This window comes from Myxococcus virescens (assembly GCF_900101905.1).
In the GTDB taxonomy this organism is placed as follows: Bacteria; Myxococcota; Myxococcia; order Myxococcales; family Myxococcaceae; genus Myxococcus; species Myxococcus virescens.
This window is the reverse complement of the sequence record NZ_FNAJ01000001.1, coordinates 1,432,092-1,451,657: the sequence shown is the minus strand read 5'-3', so window position 1 is coordinate 1,451,657 and position 19,566 is coordinate 1,432,092. Positions and strand designations below refer to the sequence as shown.

Genomic DNA, 19,566 nt, shown 5'->3' with positions numbered 1-19,566 from the left:
ATACGCCTGGATAGGTGTTACTTCTGACTCACTGAACGGGTGTGTCAAGATGCCCAACTCCACGGGGTTCGAGCTCACGAAAAACAGGAATTGCGCCCGGAAATTGAAGCAAAGGTTGATATTTCCGCTATTGCTGGTTATTGTCGCGTTGTGTCCAGCGCCCCCGCCCCCCTGATTCGCCGTGCGCAGTCCCTCCTCGATGCCCGCCATCTGGTGGAGGCTGGCGCACTGCGTCTTCCCATCGAGCCCACTCCCGCGCCCGCACGGCGTCACCGGAGCGTGCCGAAGGGGCCTCGGGTGATGCTCGTCTCGGAGGAGCCGCTCTTCCGGCTGGCGATGGGCCGCGAGCTGGCGTCAGACTTCGAGCTGGTCCCCACGTTGGGCATCGCGTCGGCGGATCGTCGGATGGACCTGGGCGTGGTGCCCGAGGCGGTGATCGTGGACCTGGACTCCGTGGAGCGAGCAGCCGTGCCGGCCTTCCTGGCTCGGCTGGTGGAGCGCGACCTGGCGGGGCCACGCATCCTCGTGTCGTCCTACTTCCGTCCCGAGGTGGCGGCGGCCTACAGCGCCTCCAGCCTCACGCACTTCGCGCTTTCCCGCCCGTGGCGCCCGGGCGCGCTGCGCTCGCTGGTGGAGTCCGTCATGGGGCTCTCCGGGCTGCGCGCCATGACGGCGGGGCGCTGAGGAGCATGGCATGAGCCACGCGGCCACCTTCTCCGAGCGGCTGGTGGATGCGGGCCGGGGTCTGCTCACGGGTGTCTCGAGCGCGTCGGTGGGCGTGGCTCGCAGCGTGGGCGTGGTGCTGAAGGCGATGGGCGGAGGCGTGGCGCAGTGCGCGCGCGGCCGGCCTCGCGAGGGACTGCCCCAACTGGGGCAGGGCCTGACGCGTGTGGCGCAGCTTCCCGCGGATGCCGTGTTGATGGTGGGCGGGCGCGTGCTCAGCTCGGTGCAGGTGCTGGTCGGTCTGGAGCCGCCGGGCCGCCGCCTCTCGGCGGAGGAAATCGTCCGCCTGCGGCCCATCTTCGGAGACAGCCTGAACTACGCGGTGGTGCGGGTGAAGGTCGGCCGGCTGGGCCTGCTGGGTCTTCCCGGGCGGGCCTTCGCGCACGGCAACACCGTCTTCGTCCCGCCTCGGAGTGGGGGCGTGGACTTCGGCCTGCTCGTTCATGAGCTGACGCACGTGTGGCAGCACCAGCACGGCGGCACGGCCTACCTGAGCGCCGCGCTGGCCGCGCAGTGGTCCGGCGATGGATACGACTGGCGCAAGGGCGTGAGCCGCGAGAAGCGTTGGGCCCAGCTCAACCCCGAGCAACAGGCCCAGCTCATCGAGGACGCCGCCGTCGCCGGCCTCATCCCCTTCACCACGTCTGTGTCCCCGCGCATGAAGCTGCGGGGCTGGTCCGACGCGGCGCTCGACCTGCTGGATGAGGCCGTGGTCTGCCTGCACGCGGGCCGCGGCGCGCCCTGAGCGCTCACAGCTTGGGCGGGTCGTGCTCGGAGAGGAGCCGGGACGCTCCTTCCGGGAGGGCCTGGCGAAGCCGGCGGGGTGTCCAAGGCGCCGCCGAGCGCGCGCAGCCCGCTCATCCAGGCCGCGCTGTCCCTGGCGCCGCGGCGCTGAGTCATCACGGGGCCTGAACGCCAGCGGGGCCCCGGGCCCGACGAGAAGGTCGGACGCGGAGCCCCGTGGGTGCTCGCTCAGGTTCGGGCGGGCGCTCAGCCCCGGTACTGGTGCACCGCCATGATGGGGTAGTTCATGCTGGAGATGGTGACGCGCTGCGAGCCATCCGAGTTGACGTTGTTGGAGCCGATGAACGTCGGCTTGCCGTCCTTCCAACCCGCGAACATCACCACGTGCTGGCCGCCGTTGGTCTTCATGGAGACCACGTCACCCGGCTTCGCGTCCTTCAGGTCGATGCGCTTGAAGTTGGGGTCCCTGTCCAGCTTGGCCATCAGGCCCATCACGCTGTTGTCGTGCTGCGAGTCGGAAATCTGGCCGGACTGCTCCAGCACGGCGGACACGAAGTTGGCGCAGTTGACGTTGTTGGGGACCCAGTCCTCCATGTCCGCGCCCACGCCGTTCTTCTCCAGCTTCAGCGAGCCCGCGTTCTTGCCCAGGTGCTGCGACGCGATTTCGAAGGGGCTGCCCTTGGGGCCGCGGACGCCGGGGCCGGAGCTGCTGGGGCCCTGCACGTCCTGCGCACCGCCGCTGGTTCCGCCGCCGCCCGTGGCGCCACCCGCGCGGCCCGCGGAGCCGCTCTCGAAGGTGTCCTTCGAACCGGGGATGTTCAGCGACTTGCCGGCGTAGATGAGGTCCGCGTTCTTGATCTGCGGATTCGCCTTCATCAGCGCGCTGACGCTGGTGTTGTAGCGCTGCGCCAGGTGGGAGAGGGTGTCGCCCGACTTGATGCGGTGGATGTTGCTCACGGGGGGCTCCGTAGGGTCTGGAGCGGCGCGAGGGCGCCGCATGTACGTCTTGTACCTATTCTCGGAGCCTGAGACCCGGAGTTGCGTGCCTCTTGATTTTCAAGGCCAGCGCCCCGGAACCCCCCGTGATTCCAGCGAATTCTCCAGAAGGTGGGTCGAAAAACACTTCAGAAAACGTCCTGGCGTCCGCGGAGGCTGCCAGCGCCAGCGAGCTGCCCTACCTTGGGTGGCATGAGCGCGCTGTCCCGGAGATTGAACCTGGACTGGGTGCTGCCCTCGCTGGCGGTGGGGGGCCGCTTTCCCATCGATACGGCGGAGCACCTCGCGGGGGCGCTTGGCATCCGCTGTGTGGTGGACGTGCGGGTGGAGGCCTGTGACGACGAGCACGTCCTGCGCGAGCACGGCATCACCTTGTTGCACCTGCCCACCGAGGACCTCCGGGCCATCCGTGGCGACCGGCTGGATGACGGCGTCGCGTGGGTGACGGACCAGCTGGCCCGGGGCAACAAGGTCTACATCCACTGTGAGCATGGGGTGGGGCGCAGCGCGCTGCTCGCCTTGTGCGTCCTGGTGGCGCTGGGGCATCCACCGTTGGAGGCGCTGTCCCTGGCGAAGCAGCGGCGCTGGCAGGTGTCACCCAGCACGGAGCAACTGCGCACCTTCATGGCGTGGGCGGAGGCCTGGCGTCAGCGGAACGCGGCGACGTGGCGTGTGCCTAGCTTGGAGGAACTGGCCGCGATTGCGCACAGCCACCTGACCCAGCCGCCACCCGCTTCCCGCGGGAATGAGGACTGAGGGAGCGCCACTAGGGCCGACTTCCACTCCTGGAGTTGCCGCGCTTCCACCGGCAGGCCTGCCTGATTTTCCAGTTGGGGGCCATGCGCTGACCGCCGCGTCCTACGACGCCCACGCTCCAGACGAGGCGGCCCGGCTGCGGCATGCCGCGGCTCGCTACGCGGAGTTGCTGCGTCGTGAGCTGGCCCCGGCCAGCAGCCGTCCTCGGCTGGGCGGAGTGGGTGTGGGCGCGCGGATGTAATGACGCGCAATCCCGGCTTTACTGTCGTCCCCTGACATCTGGTGGCCCGCGGACGCGGAGGCGCTTGAAGCGGGCGAGGGCTCCGCGCATGGTGCTGGTGTGAGCTCCATTCCTCATCCTGACTTCACGGCCGCGCGTTTCGCCTCCTGTCCGGACGCGCGCTTCCAGCCTGCGCCCGCGGACGGCGTGTTGCCGGAGGGCTTCTTCACCACGACGAATCTCCCCACCTACGTGCGCGTGGGCGGCGCGTGGCGCATGCCGCGCGAGCCGCGCATGGACGGGGCGCTGGTGCTGGATGCGCAAGGCGAGCTGTGGATTCGCGAAGGCCGTCGCGTGCGTGCGGGCGAGCGCGTGGTGGTGGGCCTCGCGGAGGACGGCAGCGAAGGCGTGTTCGTGAACGCCGCCTACCTCGCGGATGATGGCGAGGGGGAGTTCAAGTTCATGACGAGCGCGGTGTCCCGCGAGAAGCCCATCGACTACGCGCACATGGCCCGGGTGCTGGTGGACGAGCGAGAGCGCGGGGGCTACCCCATCTGGGTGACGGGGCCGGCGCTGGTGCATTCGCGGGCGCGCGCGGACATGACGTGGTTCGTCGCCAATGGCTTCGTGGGCGCGCTGCTGGCGGGCAACGCGGTGGCGGTGCATGACATCGAAGCCTCCATCTTCGGCACCACGCTGGGGATGAGCGGCTCGGGCGAGGCCACCTCGGGCGGCCACGGCTTGCACATGCGCGCCATCAACAAGGTGCGGGCGGCGGGCTCCATCGCCAAGGCGGTGGAGGCCGGGGTGATTACCAACGGCATCATGCACGCGTGCGTGGTGCACAAGGTGCCCTTCGTGCTGACGGGCTCCATCCGTGACGACGGGCCACTGCCGGACGTGGTGACGGACAACCTGGAGGCGCAGGTGGCCATGCGCGAGCACGCGGTGAAGTCCACCATGGCGGTGATGATCGCCACGGCGCTGCATGCCATCGCCACCGGAAACATGCTGCCGGCGTTCGTCACGGAGAAGGACGGCTCGCTGCGGGAGCTGCCCACCATCTGCGTGGACTCGTCCGAGTTCGTGGTGAGCAAGCTGAAGGACCGCGGCACGCACCAGGCCTTTGGCGTGGTGACGAACGCGCAGGACTTCATGCATGTCCTGCGGCTGTACGTGGAGCGTGACCTGGCGGCGCGCGGGCTGCCGGTGCCGGGGGACGCGCTGAGGAAGTAGCGAGCGCCTCCCGGCCGCGACGGCGGGCCTGGCATCCGTGGCCAGGCTCGCCTGGGTGCCTCCGCGTCAGAACGACTCTTCCGGCACCTCCATCAGGTCCAGGTTGCCGTGCTCCACCATGCGGGCGGCGTGGGCGACGCCGGGCAGCACCTCGTGGCAGAACCAGCGGGCGCTGGCGAGCTTGCCCACATAGAAGGCGCGGTCCCCGGGGTTGCTCTTCATGCGCTCCAGCGCGACCTCCGCGTGGCGCACCAGCAGCCAGCCGATGACGACCTCCGCGACGGCGGCCAGCACGCGGTTGCCCTGCAGGCCCACGTGATAGACGGACTCGCCCAGCTTGCCCATCAACGTGCCGAGCATCGTCTCCAGGTCGCCCAGCGCACGGCCCAGCGCGGCGCGCTCGGCCTCCAGCTCCTTGCCCTCTCCGGTGCGCTCGGCCGTCTCGCGAATCTGGGACAGCAGGCCCTGGAGCGTCGCGCCGCCGTCGCGCGCCACCTTGCGCATGAGCAAGTCGAGCGCCTGGATGTGCGTGGTGCCCTCGTAGAGCGTGTCGATTTTCTGGTCCCGGATGTACTGCTCCACCGGGTAGTCCTGCAGGTAGCCGGAGCCGCCGTGGACCTGGAGCGACAGCGCCAGCAGCTCGTAGGCCTTCTCCGAGCAGTAGCCCTTCACCAGCGGCAGCAGCATGTCGTTGAGCGTGTCCAGCTCACCCGCCTCGGTAGCGCGGTGGCCGCCCTTGCGCTCCACGCCGTCCTGGATGAACGCGGTGTAGAGGCACAGCGCGCGCATGCCCTCCGCGTGGGCCTTCTGCGCCATCAGCATGCGGCGCACGTCGGGGTGACGGAAGATGGGCACGCGGGGCGCCGTCTTGTCCCGGGCCTGCATCAGGTCCGCGCCTTGGAGGCGGTCCTTGGAGAAGGCCAGCGCGCGGCCGTAGCCGGCGGACAGCGTGGCCATGGACTTCACGCCCACCGCCATGCGGGCCTGCTCGATGATGTAGAACATCTGCCGGATGCCGTCGTGGACCTCGCCCAGCAGCAGGCCGCGACAGGGCTTCCCGTCGCCGAAGGTCAGCTCACAGGTGACGGAGCCCTTCAGCCCCATCTTCTTCTCCAGCTTGGTGCACACCACGCCGTTGGCTTCACCCAGGCTGCCGTCCTCGTTCACCCAGTACTTGGGTACGACGAACAGCGACAGGCCCTTGGTGCCGGGCGCCGCGCCCTCCGGGCGCGCGAGCACCATGTGGATGATGTTCTCGGACATGTCCGAGTCGCCGTTGGTGATGAAGCGCTTCACCCCTTCGATTTCCCAGACGTCGTCGGAGACGCGGCGGGCCTTGGTGCGGGCGGCGCCCACGTCACTGCCGGCGTCGGGCTCGGTGAGCACCATGGAGCCACCCCAGCGGCGGTCCAGCATGTGCGGCAGGAAGCGCTGCTTCTGCGCGTCCGTGCCCAGCCGGTCGATGATGCGCGCCAGCAGGTTGCCCAGCGTGTAGAAGGCCAGCGAGGCATTGGCGCCCACCAGCAGCTCGAACGCGGCCCAGCCCAGGGAGGGCGGCGCGCCCAGGCCGCCCAGGTGCGGCGGCTGCTCCAGCAGGTGCATGCCCGCGTCGAAGAAGGCGTTCATCGCCTTCTTCAGTCCGGGCGGCAGCGTCACCTCGCCATTCTCGAGCTTCGGCGGGTTGTGCTCCGGCTCCTCGAAGCTCTGGGCCAGCTCGTTGGTGCTGAGCTGGGCGAACATCTGGAGCATCTGGCGTGCGGCCGTCTCGTCCAGGTCCCCAAAGGGTGCGTGGCCCAGCGAGGCTCGGCCGATATCGAGGAACTCGAAGAGGTTGAACTCGATATCGCGCAGGTTGGGGACGTAGTGGTTCGAAGACGACATCTCGGGCTCCTCGCGGGTGTGGGGCCGCGAGGCTAACCCGAGATTGATTCGCGAGTCAGTGACTCTTGAGCTGCAGGGTGGGCACCGCGCCCTCGCCGAGGACGAGGTGTACCTGCCCCACCTTGGACGCGAGGTCCTTGTAGGCTTCCAGTTCCTTGAGGCGCACCAGCAGCGGGTTCTCCGCCAGCACCTTGGCCGTCTGCGCCATGGAGCGGGTGGCGGCCGTCTCCTCGCGCCGCAGGATGACGTTGGCCTCCGCTTCCTTCTGCGCCTGGATGACGCGGTTGAGCAGCTCCTTCATCTCACCGGGGAGGACGACGTCCTTGATGCCGAAGCGCAGCAGGTCCAGGCCCACCGTGTGGGCGCGGTCCTTCACCTGGGTGAAGAGGCTTTCGGCCACGGCTTCTCGCGAGGCGAGCAGCTCATCCAGCGTCCGCTCCGACACGGCCTCGCGCGCGGCCAGCTGCATGGCCAGGTAGAGGACGTCATCCGGAGCGCGGGACACGACGGCGAGCCGACGCGCGTCCGAGACGCGGAAGGCCGCTGACAGGTTGAGGCGCAGCGTGACGCGGTCCTTCGTCATCACCTCCTGGCCGGTGACGTGGAGCAGGCGCTCGCGCAGGTCGATGACGGCCAGCTGCACCTTGCGGGCGACGGTCCACGCGGCGTGGCGGCCCGGAGGAAGTTCGGCGTCCAGCACGCCATCCACGTAGCGGAGCACGACGGTGCCCTCGGTGGCGGTGGCCTCCGTGTAGTCGCTGGCGGGGACCAGGGCGCGCACGTCGTCACGCAGCGGCGCCGTGGTGACACCCGAGGTGTCCACGCGCTCCACGCGCACGGTGGGCGCGCCGGGCGTCAGCTGACGGCTGGGAAGGCGCTCCACCGTCCACACCTGGTGCAGGCCCCGGCCGAGCCACCGCACGGGGCGGCCTTTGTGGAAGAGGATGGCGCGCTCGTCGGCGCTCAGCTCCACGACCTGCAGGTCCGTCTCCGGCACGAGGGCCAGGAACGCCGGGTCGAGCTGGACGAGCGGCTGCTCGGTGCTCACGCGCACCAGCCGCACCTTTCGGAAGGGGTGGATCAGCCAGTACCGGCCGGGAACGAGGTAGCGCTCCGGCTTCTCGTCCACCAGCACGAACGCCCGCTCATTCTGCCCGACATCCACACGCATGATGCTCATCGCGCACCTCCTTTCCCCCGCCGGGGGGGCTTGAAGAACCGGGACGTTTCAGTGCGCGCGTCGCGCGTGTCCCGGGTACTGCTGAAAAGCGAGGGCCCCACCGTTCACGGACGTGGAGCGCGGACTGCCTGTCCTGGCCGCTTCCTGGCTGCTCGCGCCTGCGCGCCGGGCACCTCCGCGGACGGCGGCAGGGGCTTCCGTTGACGGCTCGGAAGGGGCCTTGTCGCCCTGGCGGAACACCGGGCATCGAGGTGGGAGGAGTGGGAAGCGGTGGACCCGCGCTCGCGTCAGCTCGCGGCGGAGCCCTCTGGATTGAACGAAGGAATCGAACCTTCTCCGCAGGATTTGGACCTGTGCTCTACCAGTGAGCTAGTTCGGAGCCAGGCGCATCAGGCGCCTGCTTCCTGTTGGACCCGACGGGGGCCCGGCCGGGCGGTCCGACATGAGGAAACCACTGCGAGCGATGGACACGGGAACACCCTGGCCGGAACCTGGGCGCAGCGCGCCCCTGCCCGGAGTTGGGAGCCCGGGGACAGCCCCGTGACGCCTCTGGATTCCGCCGAGGTCGAGCGACGGGACGCGGCGTAGAGCCTGACATGGCGAAAGGCGCCGGTGTCCAGGCTGCCCTTGTGCATGCTGGAATGGGCGGGTCGCGCTCCGCATCGGGACCCAGGCATCGGAAGTCGGGCGCAAAGCCTTCCTATTCGCATGCGCGAGGAGTGGTTCCATTGCGTCAGTCGAGACTTGTTCCGATGGGCGTCGCACTGCTTCTGCTCCAGTGTGCCTGCGTCGCTGGAAAGGAGGCTTCGTCATCGCTGGAGACGGGCGCTGCCTATGTCGTGGCGCCGCCACTTGAAGGGAAGGGGGAGTCCCGCGGTGCCTTCTTGCCCCTGGGGTGGGATGAAGGCGCTGGGTATTCCGGAACGGAGCCACTCGCGCTTCGGCCCGTGAGACGAGGAGGTGGTGGTCGCCCGAGTCGCCAGCCGCCAGCGCTCAACCCTCGGCCATCAACCATGCAGACCCAGGTCGCTGCTCGCCGGAGCGCGGACCATGCGGTGGTCGTCCAGGCTCGGCAGGTCTATCAGCAGCGGCTGCAGACGGCTCAAGCGACCTACCCGAACAGCATTGGGTATGAGAACCACCACTTCATCCCGTTGTACCTGGGCGGCGCGAATAACGGGCAGACGTACCGGTTGCCGACCGCGTACCACAAAGCCGTGACGCAGCAGTTCCGCCGAGCCTGGCCGTATGGTCAGGGGCGTCGCCCCACACCGCAGGAGCTTCGCATTCCATCCCCCAGTTGATTGGCATCACGCCTTGAGCATGCGAGAGACCATCGAGTTCAGAATCGCCGAGCGGGATGCTCGGGAGCACCTTGACCCGGGGCTCGGCGTCTCGTTGGGCGGCTCCATCCGCAAGGTGGTGCTGCCCGTCGATGATGCCTGCGTCGCACGGATTGCACAGCTCAACCACGCTTACGCGAAGCAGGGTGGCGCGTTCTTCATGTCCTGGCGCCTGCACCGACGCTACACGGCACGGGAGCTTCAATCCGCGGAGGTGCTCAATCTCGTCGTTCGCGCGTACTTCGAGCCGACAGGGGCCATGTGCGGTACGGCGTATGATGAGTCATCCACCTGCCGGCACTGTGGCGCAGGCGCTCGGCAAGTCTCCGACCTCATTCTCGACACCCGACGCATTCCGAAGGGCAAGGACATCGCCCAGACCCTCGCTGGAGAGGTGGTGGTGTCATCACGGCTCGCGTCGGCCTTCCAGATGCACGGTCTTCGCGGTGCGGAGTTCCGGCCGGTGCTTCATCAGGGGAGAGGCAAGCGCCTGCCTTCGGATTGGTTCCAGCTTGTCGTCACTTCGAAGCCCCTGACGCTGAATGCGAGGACGGTGGCGGGAAACAATCCGTTCGACCTCGACGAGCGCAACGTATTCCGCTGCCCCTCGGGCCACACCGCTGGTCTCAACCCGATTTCGGAGCTGTACGTCGACCGAGCCAGCCACGATGGCGCTGACTTGTGCGTGACCGACAAGTTGTTCGGGGACCGGCGTGGAGAACTGAGGCCCGAGCCGCGCTTGATCATCTCTCCGCGCTTCCGCGACGCACTGCAGGCGATGCGTGCGCAGGGATATGCACTGGAGGCCGCCCACTTCGTGTGAAGGGGCGGCCCCGCGGTGGTGTGTCCCGGCGTTACTTCACGGCGTCAGCGTCCTGGGGCACCAGTGGGATGGGCGCCTTCGCGGTCTGCTGCGCGGGTGTCGCTAGGATGGCCTCCTCCGGCTCGGCGGGCTGGAAGGATGGTTCAGGCTTCATCTGCGTGCACTCGGACGCGTTCCGGACACCGGGCCGCTTCTTTCCCGAGGACGCCCGCGACTGATTCGCCTTCGCCACCGTCGCCGAAGACAGCTCGCACATGGGCGGTGTGTCCGTGTCGATGATGGGCTTCATCACCTTCGGCGGTGGCGCGGTCTGTGTTCCCTGGGACGACGAGCTCCGTCGTGCCGAGGACGACACGTCCCCCCGGAGCGCCGCGTCGCTGCGCTGCGTGGAGTCGGTCTGCGTGTTCGCCAGTCCCTCGCTGCTGGACGTGGAGGTGGCCGTCGCCACCGCCGAGGGCGCGGGCTTCTTCGCTGCTTCACCCAGCGCCTCCGCGAGCAGGTTGTTGCTCTCATGCATCTGGTTGCGCGCCCGCTCCATGCTGGCGTCGTGACGCGTGAGCTGCTCCGTGAGGGTGGCTTGATGCTGGTTGCGCTCCTTCTCGATGCTCGCCTTCAGCGTGTCCCGCTCCTGCGCCACCTCGCTCAGCCGCTGCTCCAGCGCGCCCTTCTCCGTGTTCAGGATGGTCTCCGCCCGGGCCATGCACGCCGCGAGGACCTTCTCCTCGGACTCCCGCTCCGGCAGGGGTTCACTCCGGTTCCACGCCACCAACGCGCTGCTCTGCCAGCGGTAGTCCGTGTGCATCACGCACTCCTGCACCAGCCGCGTGAGCCGGTCCTCGGACCACACGGGCACGGGCCGAGCGCAGGGCCCCACTTCCTCCTTGAGCGTGGAGGGAAAGGCCCGGGTCTGCTTCACCCAGCAACCGTCCCGCTGCTCCATCCGCACCGAGGTACACGCGCTCGCCACCATCGCGAGCGACACCGCAGCCACAAGCCTCATGTCTCCCTCCGTCCCCTACGCCCATTGGCCCGTGCTTCTCCGCGGGACGGTAGGAACGGCAAGGGCCCGCGCCCATGTCTGTGAACCCTGGAGCCGTGTGGGAATGTCCAGGGACAGACCTTCAACGGCAGGCGAGCGAGCGTGGAACGACCCACCACGGTGTGTTGGCCAACGCTCCTGCCCGTGCGGGCGAGGCACCGTCACATCGCCCGCGCCTGCCCGGTTGCTCCGTGAGGCCGCTCAGCGGAGCAGCGCTTCCGTGTGGCCCAGCAGCTCCGGCCCACCGGCCTGTCCGTGCCCCGGGACCACCACGCGCGCCTCCGGAAACCGCTGCCGCGTCCGCGACAGGCTCGCGGGCCAGGCCGCCACGTCCGCGTCCGCCACGTTGCCCAGGTTCGTCGAGGCGCCGTCCTTCACGAAGCAGCCGCCAAACAACACGCCGCTGTCCCGGTGCCACACGACGATGTTGTCCTTCGCGTGGCCCGCCCCCGGAAAGAAGAGCTCCAGGGAGCCCACCGTGCTCGCTTCAGCGAAGGTCTCCGTGGGGCCTGGCAGGCCCAGGAACGTTGCAATCCGCGCCGTCTCCTCCAGGCCATGAACGGGGATGCCATGCGGGACGAGCGCCGGAACACCGCCGAGGCGATCCTCATGGAAGTGCGTCACCACCGCCGTGCGGACCGGGCGCCGAAGCGTGTTCCGGGCCCAGTCGAGCAGCAGCGCGCCCTGCCTTGCATCCCAGCCCGTGTCGACCAGCAAGGACGTTTCACCGTCCTCGATGATGAGCCCGTTGGTGGAGACGCGGCCGAATGGTTTCAACGTCACCACCGTGACGTGCAACCACACGCCAGGCGCCAGCTTCCGCACGCTCACGTCATCCGCCAGCACGTACTCGTCCGGACCCTGGGATTGCGCCTCCACGGGGATGTTCCGCTCCACCGCCGCGGCCGGCGTGGTTCGGGTGCAGGCGGTGCTCAGGGGGATGAGCAGCGCACCGGCACAAAGCCAACGAGGGGGAAGAAGCGTCATCGTCAAATGGCCTCGGCAGCGGCGATGCCGCGTCGGAGTGGAGGGATTCGAGCGGCACGCCGAGGACGGACTGGGACCTGGCGCGGTGTGCCCCGGTTGTACCGAATCAGTGCGTCTCGGAGAGATGGGAAGTGGCGAGCCAGCCCTTGCCGTCGAACCGGTAGAGCCAGGTGGCATTCCCTTCACCCCAGTCGACCAGTCCTTGTCCCGGCGGCAGGGACGCGTCGTTGGAGACGTAGCGCTGAAGGCAGCTCAACTTGCGCGGCAGCGTCTGGACTTCCCGCAGGTGCCCGCCTCGCGTGAAGAGCACCCGCACCGGGACGGACCGGTTGCACGAGTAGCCCTCGCCCGGAAAGGCATAGTCCTGCTCTCCGTCCTGGTCGAAGTCGCCTGGTACGCACGGCCAACCGTTCTTTTGCAGGGCGCCCAGGTCCACGCCGATCTCCTGAAGGTGGGGCGCCGCGTCTCCGACGTTCCCTACACACAGGCACCGGAAGTTCGTTTCCGGGTCGCATCCGCCCTCCACGAGCGCAATCGACACGCTCGGCGGCGTTGTGTCGTCGCGGAGGGGGGCCTCCGCACAGCCCACGGCCATTGCCAGCAGAGACGCCCCGATGCAGGTCCAACGCAGCCGAATCACGTGTCGATGCCTCCTGGGCGGAGTCCAGTGCAAGCCTCGTGCACACCCTGGAGTGGCAGGGCTGTGGCCCTCAGGCACCGGAAGTGCGGTCCAGGAGCCACGCGCTCAGCGCCGCTCCACCTCCCACCACCCGAACCACATGGTCCGCTGTTCCGTGAGCTGCACCCAGCCGGGCGCATGCACGTACGTGCGCGGGAGTAGCCCTGCTTCCGTGACGGCCCGGGCGGTCTCCTCGAAGGAGTACAGGTGCAGCATCACCGCCGGCCCCGCCGTTTGAATCGGCTGCACGGGCGCCTCGTGCCCGTCCAACCCCGGCCGCCGCTCCAGCACGGTGAAGAGCAGCTTGCCGCCCGGCTCCAGCGCCTCCGCGAGGTGTTTCAGCACGCGCGGCAGGTCGTCGCAGAAGTCCAGGCAGCCAATGGCGAGCGCGACGGTGAAGCGGCCCCAGTCAGGAGGAATCGGCTGGTGGTAGCTGTGTACATGCCACGCGCCACCCGGCCGCGCTGTCCGAGCCAGCGCGAGCATGTCCTCGGAGAGGTCGGTGCCAACCACGGCGATGGAGGCGTCCAGTCCCCGGGTGTGCAGCCCCGGCCCGCACCCCACGTCGAGCACGCGGGCGCCGGGCGCCACCACCGCCGCGAGGAACCGCTCCACCCGCTCCTCGTACCGGTGCAGGGCAGGGAAGAGCGCCTCGTAGGCCGAGGCAATCTCCCCGTACACCTGCTTCACGCCCTCTTCCTGTGCATCCCGCGACACGGTTCCTCCGGCTCGTGCGAGCGCCCTGGCGGCGGACCTGCTTCGCTCAGGCACCGGCATGCCGCACCCGCCGGGGAAGGCCTCGGCGGAGAGCCCTATAGCATGCGGCATCCACCTCAGTCCGCGACCTGCCGGAACACCGCGAGCGAGCGGCCGATGAGCTCGAACGTCTCACCTTTCACCGGCTCCGGTCCCCGGTTGTCGTCGGTGGTGCAGAGCTCCAGCTCCCAGCGCTGGCCCTGCGCGGTGGGTGGCAGCTTGTATGTCACCGGCTCATGGTGCGAGTTGAGCAGTATCAGCAGCGCGTCACCGATGATGCGCTGCCCGCGCTCGTCCGGCGTGGGGATGGCGTCGCCGCCCAGGAGGAACGCCAGCGAGCGCACGAAGGGCTTCTCCCAGTCCTCCGCCTTCATCTCCGAGCCATCCGGCCGGAACCACGTCAGGTCCTTGTGCTCGGAGTCCCACAGGTGCTGGCCCTTGAAGAAGCGGCGGCGCTGGAGCACCGGCTGGCGGTGGCGGAAGTGGATGAGCTTGCGCGTGAACTCCAGCAACTTCCGCCGCCGCTCATCCAGGTTCCAATCCACCCACGACAGCGCGTTGTCCTGGCAGTAGGCGTTGTTGTTGCCACCCTGCGTGCGGCCCATCTCGTCACCCGCGACAATCATCGGGATGCCGGTGGACAGGAAGAGGGAGGCCAGCAGGTTGCGCTTCTGCCGCTCGCGCAGGGCGATGACGTCCGCTTGGTCCGTCTCACCCTCCACGCCGCAGTTCCACGACTGGTTGTCGTCCGCGCCGTCACGGTTGTGCTCGCCGTTGGCCTCGTTGTGCTTGTGGCTGTACGTCACCAGGTCGTGCAGCGTGAAGCCGTCATGCGCGGTGACGAAGTTGATGCTCGCCTGGGGTCGCCGGTGTGCCTCCGCGTACAGGTCCGCGTTGCCCGTGAGCCGGTAGCCCATCTCGCTGGCGAGGTTCTCATCCCCCTTCCAGAAGCGGCGCAGTGCGTCCCGGTACTTGCCGTTCCACTCGCGCCAGGGCGGGGGGAAGCCGCCCACCTGGTAGCCGCCGAGGCCCACGTCCCAGGGCTCGGCGATGAGCTTCACGCGGCCGAGCACCGGGTCCTGGTGGATGATTTGGAACAGCGCCGCGTTGCGGTCGAACGCACCTTCGCCCGTGCGGCCCAGCACCGTGGCGAGGTCGAAGCGGAACCCGTCCACGTGCATCTCCGTCACCCAGTAGCGGAGGCTGTCGATGATGAGCCGCGCCGCCTGCGGGTTGGACGCGTTGATGCTGTTGCCGCACCCGGTGAAGTCCAGGTAGTGCCGCCCGTCCGGCATCAGCCAGTAGTAGCTCGCGTTGTCGATGCCCTTGAGCGACAGCGTGGGCCCCAGGTGGTTGCCCTCGCAGGTGTGGTTGTAGACGACGTCGAGGATGACCTCGATGCCCGCGGCGTGCAGGTCCCTCACCATCGCCTTGAACTCGGCGACGGCGGCGCCGGGCGTCTTGCGGCTGGCGTAGTACTGCTCCGGCGCGAAGTAGCCCAGCGTGTTGTAGCCCCAGAAGTTGGACAGCTTCTTGTCGTCGAGGAACGAATCGTCCGCAAAGGCATGTACCGGCAGCAACTCCACCGACGTCACGCCCAGCTTCTGCAAATGCTCGATGACGGGCGGGCAGGCCAGGCCCGCGTAGGTGCCGCGCAGGTGTTCGGGCACGCCGGGGTGGCGCATGGTGAGGCCGCGCACGTGAGCCTCGTACAGCACCGTCTTGCGCCAGCTGATGTCCGGGCGCCGGTCATTGCCCCAGTCGAAGTAGTCGCTCACCACCACGGACTTGGGCACGCCCGCCGCGCTGTCGCGTTCGTCTCGCGCCAGGTCCTGCTGCTCGTGCCCCAGCGGATAGCCGAACACCGGCTGGCGCCAGTCCACGTCGCCGTAGAGCGCCTTGGCGTAGGGGTCCACCAGCAGCTTGTGCGGATTGCAGCGATGGCCCTGGGCGGGCTCGTACGGGCCATGGACGCGCAGACCGTAGAGCGTGCCTGGCTCCAGGCCCGGCACGTAGCCGTGGTGCACGAAGTCCGTGGACTCCGGCAGGCTGAACCGTTCGATTTCGCGCGCCGGGTCCGCGGGGTCGAACAGGCAGACCTCCACGCGGGTCGCGACCTGGGAGTAGATGGCGAAGTTGACCCCTGAACCATCGAAGGTGGCGCCACGAGGCCAGGGCTTGCCCGGCCAGACTTCCCTACTCATTGCAGGCTCTCGATTCTGATGGAAAGGCCTGCCCAATGTGGGATTGCACCTCTGGGCTGGCAAGCGTCACGCGGCGACAGCGTGGTCCAGTGAGCGCCAGGTCCCCAGCGCCCAGTCCTGCTCGTCCGGGTCGTCGAAGCTCACCACGCACAGGGCGCGGCGCTTGCCCGAGGTACACAGGGCGGTCAGTCGGCACTCGCCCGGCTCCATGTGGAGTGAGGCCCGTCCACTGACCCGCTTGCCGTGGTGCTCCAGGTCCATCGCGCGGCGCTCCATGAAGGAGGGCATGAGGTTGTCGGCGCCACCGTCCTCCAAGGGGACGAAGCGCACGCTGCGCCGATGGTCCCGGGCCACCCATGTTCCATCCTGCAGATGCGCCTCCGCGAGCGACCCCGGGATGCGAATCTCCCAGCCCGCTGGCAGCGCCACCTGGACCTCGCCGCGCCGGTAGCCCATGGGCGGGCCGCCGGGTGCCTGCGAGGCGCGCTGGTGGACTTCCTCGGCCAGGGTGCCTCCCACGCCCAGGAAGCCGAGCACCTCCTGCCACTCCCGCCATGGATAGGCCAGGGACGGGTCCTCGCGCCAGGCCTGCTCCAGCAGGCGGGCCACGTCGCGCATCAGGTGACGCTCGCCGTCCAGCAGCGGTGGCCGCCAGACCACGTCCGTCCACAGGCGGCACCGCGCGCGATTGAGCCGCATGCGCGCGTCGATGCCCGGCGTCCACCAGGGGAACACGTCGATGCCCCTGCGCGGGTCCTCGTACACGTCCACCAGCCAGCGCGCGTCGCGAGGCCCCAGCGGCGTCAGCAGCGCACCGGGATATTCGAAGGTGTGGCCGAAGCGCATGGACAGCGCGAAGCCGGACTCGCCCTGACGGCGCATGCGCAGCACCCACCCCACGGCTTCCTGGAGCGACGCCAGCATGTGCACATCCACGGGACCGGCGTCTCCGGTGTGGAAGTAGCCGGTGGGGTCACCCCCCTTCGAGGACGCGCGGCCCTCCGCCCAGAGGAGGCCGAGCGCGTCACCCATGGCCCTCAGCGTGTCGCAGAGGAAGCGGTGGTAGCCGGGGCCCACGGCGGACGTCTCCGCGGACACGGAGACGTGGGCGCCCGAGGTGGCCGCCAACACGACCTCGCCCGCCGCCGGATGCAGCCGCAGCCGGAGCGTGGGGGCACCCAGGGGGCCGGTGCCCAGTACGGCGCTTTCGAGCAGCTCGCCATGGTGCTCGTGGAACCACGACGACATCCGCTGGAGCCAGGGGATGGGGCCCTCAGGAGGGGAGAACAGGTGTTCGCTTCTCCGTCGCCTGCCGGCCAATGCCAACTTCACGCTCATCGCATCCCACCCAGCTTTTGAACCGAGGTTCAGGTTCGGTTGACTATTTCAGCGTGGCTCTCATTGAAGGTGCCACTGACGGGCAGTGGCTGCCCGCTCGTCCTCAACGTGGTCACGCACGGCAGGCGTGGGTTCATCCATACGGCGGGCCGTGTGCGGGTCTCCAAGAGAAAGTCATAAGCATCCGTTCGGGCAGGCGGCCAGATGCCAGGTGCCCATTTCGGAGGGGGGCCCCAGGTTGGAGGAAAGGAGGCCGCCATGAGCAAGAAGGACGTGTTGCACATTCCACCTGAAGCCGTACCCACCGCGCCTGACCGGAATGCAGACACGGAGGACGCGCAGCGCTCGCCGCGCGGCAGTCCGCCCGTGTTGCAGCCGGAGGGTGGTCCCGCCGGCACGCCGGGGACGGGTGGCAGCCAACGCATCATCGAGCCGGTGAAGTCACCGCAGCCGTATCCGGGCTTCAGCGTGAGCTGAGTCCCACGCTGATGACACACGGGGCGATTCCCGCGGCACAGGCGCCGCGGACATCGTCTCTTTCGCTGTCGTGTCTTGCGCCACAACGGGCAATGCCCGCGGCACGGTCGCCGCGGGCATCGTCTGGTTTCCGTGAAGTGAGGGCCGGCTTAGCGCGTCGAGCCCGTCTCCGGGAGCGGCGTGGGCGGCGTCATCCGGGTGTCCGGGTCCGTCATGCCGCTGCCGCCGGTGCCCGGCTCCAGCGTGGAGTCGTCATTGGCATCCATCTCATCGGTGTCCGTGTTGTCGAGCGGCTCCACGTCACCCGCGCCGCCCGTGCCCGGCTCGCTGCTCATGTCCGGGTCGAGGTTCGGGTCCACCTCCGTGCCGGTGCCGCCGGTGCCTGGGTTCAGCGTCGGGTTCGCGTTGGGGTCCACGCTGTTCGGGTCCACGGTCTCCGAATCGGGCGACAGGGCCGGGTCATCCATGCCCGTGCCGCCCGTGCCAGGTGGTGTCGTGGTGTCCGTACTCGTGCCGGTGTTCGGGTCACTCATCGTGCCCATGCCGCTGGTGTCAGTGGTGTCTGTCGTTTCTCGGGTCGCGCTCGAGTCGGACTTACAGGCGGTGCCAAACGCGAGGGCACCGGCGGCGAGAGAGGCAAGGACGGCCTTCGTCTTGAGGCGCTTCGTCATGGTTCGTTCTCCGGTCGGTTTGTGTCTGACTGCTGCTGGCCGGGAACGTGAGCAGCCGATGGGCGGTCTGCTAGAGGCCCCTCCCATGGCCGCCTGCTCTTCAGGCGGCGGCGGAAATGAGACGCGGGGACGGCTTGCCGTGCGGGCAATGTCTTTCAGTCGGCGCTGTTGGGGCCCACCAGTCGCGGGCGGTCGTCTCCCCGGTTGCCCTGCGCGCGTCTTCGGAGCGAGTCACGCCAGTTCGGCGTCAGCAAGGGACACTCCGCCAGCAGCGCGGCGTCCTCCGGCGCGTGGCCGTGCATGGCGTGGTTGGCGAAGGCGATGGTGAAGGTGGGAAAGGGGCGCTCGAGCAAGGCCACCGCGTCGCCTTCCTGGACGGGCCCTTCCTCCAGCACGCGGTAGTACCAGCCGGTGCGGCCGGTCTGCTGGAGCAGCAGCGACAGGTCGCGCTGTCCCCAGCGGCGCGCGGGCTTCCAGCAGGGCTGGCGAGGTTGGGATACCTGCACGCGTGCGCCGCCCACGCGCAGCACGTCTCCGATGCAGACGTCTGCTTCCGTGACATGGGAGAGCACCCAGTTCTCGCCGAAGGCGCCGGGGCCCACGTCGGCGCGCGCCAGGCGTTCCCGCCAGAAGTCGTAGTGCGTGACGGGATAGGCGAAGACCGCCTTCTCCGGGCCTCCGTGGACCTTGCGGTCCGCCTGGCCATCTCCGGCGAGCCCCGTGCGTGACAGCCACACCGGGCCCGTCACCGGCTCCTTGAAGATGGCGCTGGTCCAGGGCCGCTCCAGCGGCGAGGCGGCGCCGGCCACGCCCAGCTCCCGGGGCATGCCCACTCGCAGCGACAACAAGCGCGTCACGAGGGTCTCCATGCCCGCGGACAAAGCAGGCGCGGACGCGCCTGTCCAGGATGGCAACGCCCCATCCGCGGCGCCGCGAGTCCCGCGGTGCCGGATGGGGCGCTGCTTCAGGGTGATGCCGCGAGGGCTAGAAGCCGGTGCCGCCGTCGTTCATGACGCCGGAGGGCGCGGGGACGGTGTTGGACGTCCCGGTGCCCGTCGGAGTGTCGAGTCCGGGCGTGGTGCCGATGCCTGGCGTGGGCAGCGCCCCCGAGCCGCCCGTGCCCGCGTCCGTGTTGTAGGGCGTGGTGCCCGGAACGGTGGACGTGGCGCCCTCCGCGCCCGTGTTGTAGGGCGTGGTGCCCGTAGCGCCGGAGCCGCCCGTGCCCGGCGTCGTCGTGGACGTTCCCGGGGGCAGGGTGTTGGGGTTCGTCGCCGGGGGCAGGGTGTTGGGGTTCGTGTTCGTCGAGCCCGTCTGCGGCGTCGTGCCGGAGCCCGTGCCCGGCGTGGTGTTGCTCGGCGCGGTGCCTGGCGTCACCGTCTGTCCGGTGGACGGGTCCACCTGCGCCACCTGCACCGGAGCCTCCGTCGCGCTACACGCGGTTCCCAACGCCAGGGTACCCGCCAGTGCTCCGGCCCACATCCAACCCCGCTTCATCTGCTTCGCCATGCTGCTC

Annotated in this window: 19 protein-coding genes and 1 tRNA gene; 7 read left to right on the top strand and 13 right to left on the bottom strand. The window is 69.1% G+C overall.

The window, feature by feature from the left end; genetic code table 11:
* Positions 1-300 precede the first annotated feature (300 nt).
* Both BLU09_RS05985 and BLU09_RS05980 read left to right on the top strand, forming a co-directional pair.
* On the top strand, positions 301-684 hold the full coding sequence (locus BLU09_RS05985; protein ID WP_090486688.1) for a hypothetical protein: 384 nt from the start codon (positions 301-303) through the stop codon (positions 682-684).
* Between the two features lie 10 nt (positions 685-694).
* Positions 695-1,468: a hypothetical protein gene (locus BLU09_RS05980; protein WP_090486684.1), complete on the top strand. Its 774-nt coding sequence runs from the start codon at positions 695-697 to the stop codon at positions 1,466-1,468.
* 245 nt (positions 1,469-1,713) lie between these two features.
* On the opposite strand, the gene BLU09_RS05975 is transcribed toward BLU09_RS05980, so the two are convergent.
* A complete protein-coding gene (locus BLU09_RS05975) occupies positions 1,714-2,424 on the bottom strand; it encodes a C40 family peptidase (RefSeq protein ID WP_244171451.1) in 711 nt (236 codons plus the stop codon).
* Between the two features lie 150 nt (positions 2,425-2,574).
* Here BLU09_RS05975 and BLU09_RS05970 point away from each other — a divergent pair, with 150 nt between their 5' ends.
* Together BLU09_RS05970 and BLU09_RS05960 are read left to right on the top strand one after the other, a co-directional pair.
* Positions 2,575-3,219 (top strand): protein-tyrosine phosphatase family protein, encoded by a 645-nt coding sequence (locus tag BLU09_RS05970; protein ID WP_090486681.1) that lies wholly within the window; start codon positions 2,575-2,577, stop codon positions 3,217-3,219.
* Positions 3,220-3,559: 340 nt separating this feature from the next.
* Positions 3,560-4,675 (top strand): putative NPN-dependent ornithine cyclodeaminase, encoded by a 1,116-nt coding sequence (locus tag BLU09_RS05960; protein WP_090486675.1) that lies wholly within the window; start codon positions 3,560-3,562, stop codon positions 4,673-4,675.
* A gap of 66 nt (positions 4,676-4,741) precedes the next feature.
* Here the strand turns inward: BLU09_RS05960 and BLU09_RS05955 are convergent, their stop codons facing one another.
* The 3 genes from BLU09_RS05955 to BLU09_RS38660 all read right to left on the bottom strand — a co-directional run bounded on the left by BLU09_RS05955 (position 4,742) and on the right by BLU09_RS38660 (position 8,113).
* Positions 4,742-6,556, bottom strand: a complete 1,815-nt coding sequence (locus tag BLU09_RS05955) for an acyl-CoA dehydrogenase (RefSeq protein ID WP_090486671.1) — start codon at positions 6,554-6,556, stop codon at positions 4,742-4,744.
* Positions 6,557-6,611: 55 nt separating this feature from the next.
* Positions 6,612-7,736, bottom strand: coding sequence for a slipin family protein (locus tag BLU09_RS05950; protein ID WP_090486666.1), 1,125 nt, complete (start codon positions 7,734-7,736; stop codon positions 6,612-6,614).
* Positions 7,737-8,048: 312 nt separating this feature from the next.
* Positions 8,049-8,113: transfer RNA gene (locus tag BLU09_RS38660), tRNA-OTHER, on the bottom strand.
* Between the two features lie 636 nt (positions 8,114-8,749).
* Here BLU09_RS38660 and BLU09_RS05945 point away from each other — a divergent pair.
* Both BLU09_RS05945 and BLU09_RS05940 read left to right on the top strand, forming a co-directional pair.
* A complete protein-coding gene (locus BLU09_RS05945) occupies positions 8,750-9,040 on the top strand; it encodes a hypothetical protein (protein WP_090486664.1) in 291 nt (96 codons plus the stop codon).
* A gap of 19 nt (positions 9,041-9,059) precedes the next feature.
* Positions 9,060-9,902, top strand: a complete 843-nt coding sequence (locus BLU09_RS05940; protein ID WP_090486662.1) for a hypothetical protein — start codon at positions 9,060-9,062, stop codon at positions 9,900-9,902.
* Positions 9,903-9,933: 31 nt separating this feature from the next.
* On the opposite strand, the gene BLU09_RS05935 is transcribed toward BLU09_RS05940, so the two are convergent.
* The 6 genes from BLU09_RS05935 to BLU09_RS05910 form a co-directional block, all read right to left on the bottom strand.
* Positions 9,934-10,902 (bottom strand): hypothetical protein, encoded by a 969-nt coding sequence (locus BLU09_RS05935; RefSeq protein WP_244171449.1) that lies wholly within the window; start codon positions 10,900-10,902, stop codon positions 9,934-9,936.
* 240 nt (positions 10,903-11,142) lie between these two features.
* Positions 11,143-11,928 carry an MYX family subclass B1 metallo-beta-lactamase gene (blaMYX, locus tag BLU09_RS05930; RefSeq protein ID WP_090486656.1) on the bottom strand — a complete coding sequence of 262 codons (786 nt, stop codon included), beginning with the start codon at positions 11,926-11,928 and terminating at the stop codon, positions 11,143-11,145.
* 106 nt (positions 11,929-12,034) lie between these two features.
* A complete protein-coding gene (locus tag BLU09_RS05925; protein WP_090486653.1) occupies positions 12,035-12,568 on the bottom strand; it encodes a hypothetical protein in 534 nt (177 codons plus the stop codon).
* A 105-nt stretch (positions 12,569-12,673) separates the two neighbouring features.
* Positions 12,674-13,324 (bottom strand): class I SAM-dependent DNA methyltransferase, encoded by a 651-nt coding sequence (locus BLU09_RS05920; protein WP_167371031.1) that lies wholly within the window; start codon positions 13,322-13,324, stop codon positions 12,674-12,676.
* A 116-nt stretch (positions 13,325-13,440) separates the two neighbouring features.
* On the bottom strand, positions 13,441-15,567 hold the full coding sequence (glgX, locus tag BLU09_RS05915; protein WP_090486646.1) for a glycogen debranching protein GlgX: 2,127 nt from the start codon (positions 15,565-15,567) through the stop codon (positions 13,441-13,443).
* Between the two features lie 66 nt (positions 15,568-15,633).
* Complete coding sequence (locus BLU09_RS05910; RefSeq protein WP_090486643.1) at positions 15,634-16,905, bottom strand: hypothetical protein; 1,272 nt, start codon at positions 16,903-16,905, stop codon at positions 15,634-15,636.
* Positions 16,906-17,163: 258 nt separating this feature from the next.
* Between BLU09_RS05910 and BLU09_RS05905 the strand changes: the two genes are divergently transcribed.
* Positions 17,164-17,382, top strand: coding sequence for a hypothetical protein (locus tag BLU09_RS05905; RefSeq protein WP_244171448.1), 219 nt, complete (start codon positions 17,164-17,166; stop codon positions 17,380-17,382).
* Between the two features lie 149 nt (positions 17,383-17,531).
* Here BLU09_RS05905 and BLU09_RS05900 read toward each other — a convergent pair whose 3' ends face one another.
* The 3 genes from BLU09_RS05900 to BLU09_RS05890 all read right to left on the bottom strand — a co-directional run bounded on the left by BLU09_RS05900 (position 17,532) and on the right by BLU09_RS05890 (position 19,559).
* The gene (locus BLU09_RS05900; RefSeq protein WP_186817729.1) at positions 17,532-18,053 is read right to left on the bottom strand and encodes a hypothetical protein; all 522 of its coding nucleotides are present in this window, start codon (positions 18,051-18,053) and stop codon (positions 17,532-17,534) included.
* Between the two features lie 155 nt (positions 18,054-18,208).
* Positions 18,209-18,910 carry an MOSC domain-containing protein gene (locus tag BLU09_RS05895; RefSeq protein WP_244171447.1) on the bottom strand — a complete coding sequence of 234 codons (702 nt, stop codon included), beginning with the start codon at positions 18,908-18,910 and terminating at the stop codon, positions 18,209-18,211.
* 127 nt (positions 18,911-19,037) lie between these two features.
* Positions 19,038-19,559 (bottom strand): Erp protein, encoded by a 522-nt coding sequence (locus tag BLU09_RS05890; protein ID WP_090486631.1) that lies wholly within the window; start codon positions 19,557-19,559, stop codon positions 19,038-19,040.
* Positions 19,560-19,566: the final 7 nt, after the last annotated feature.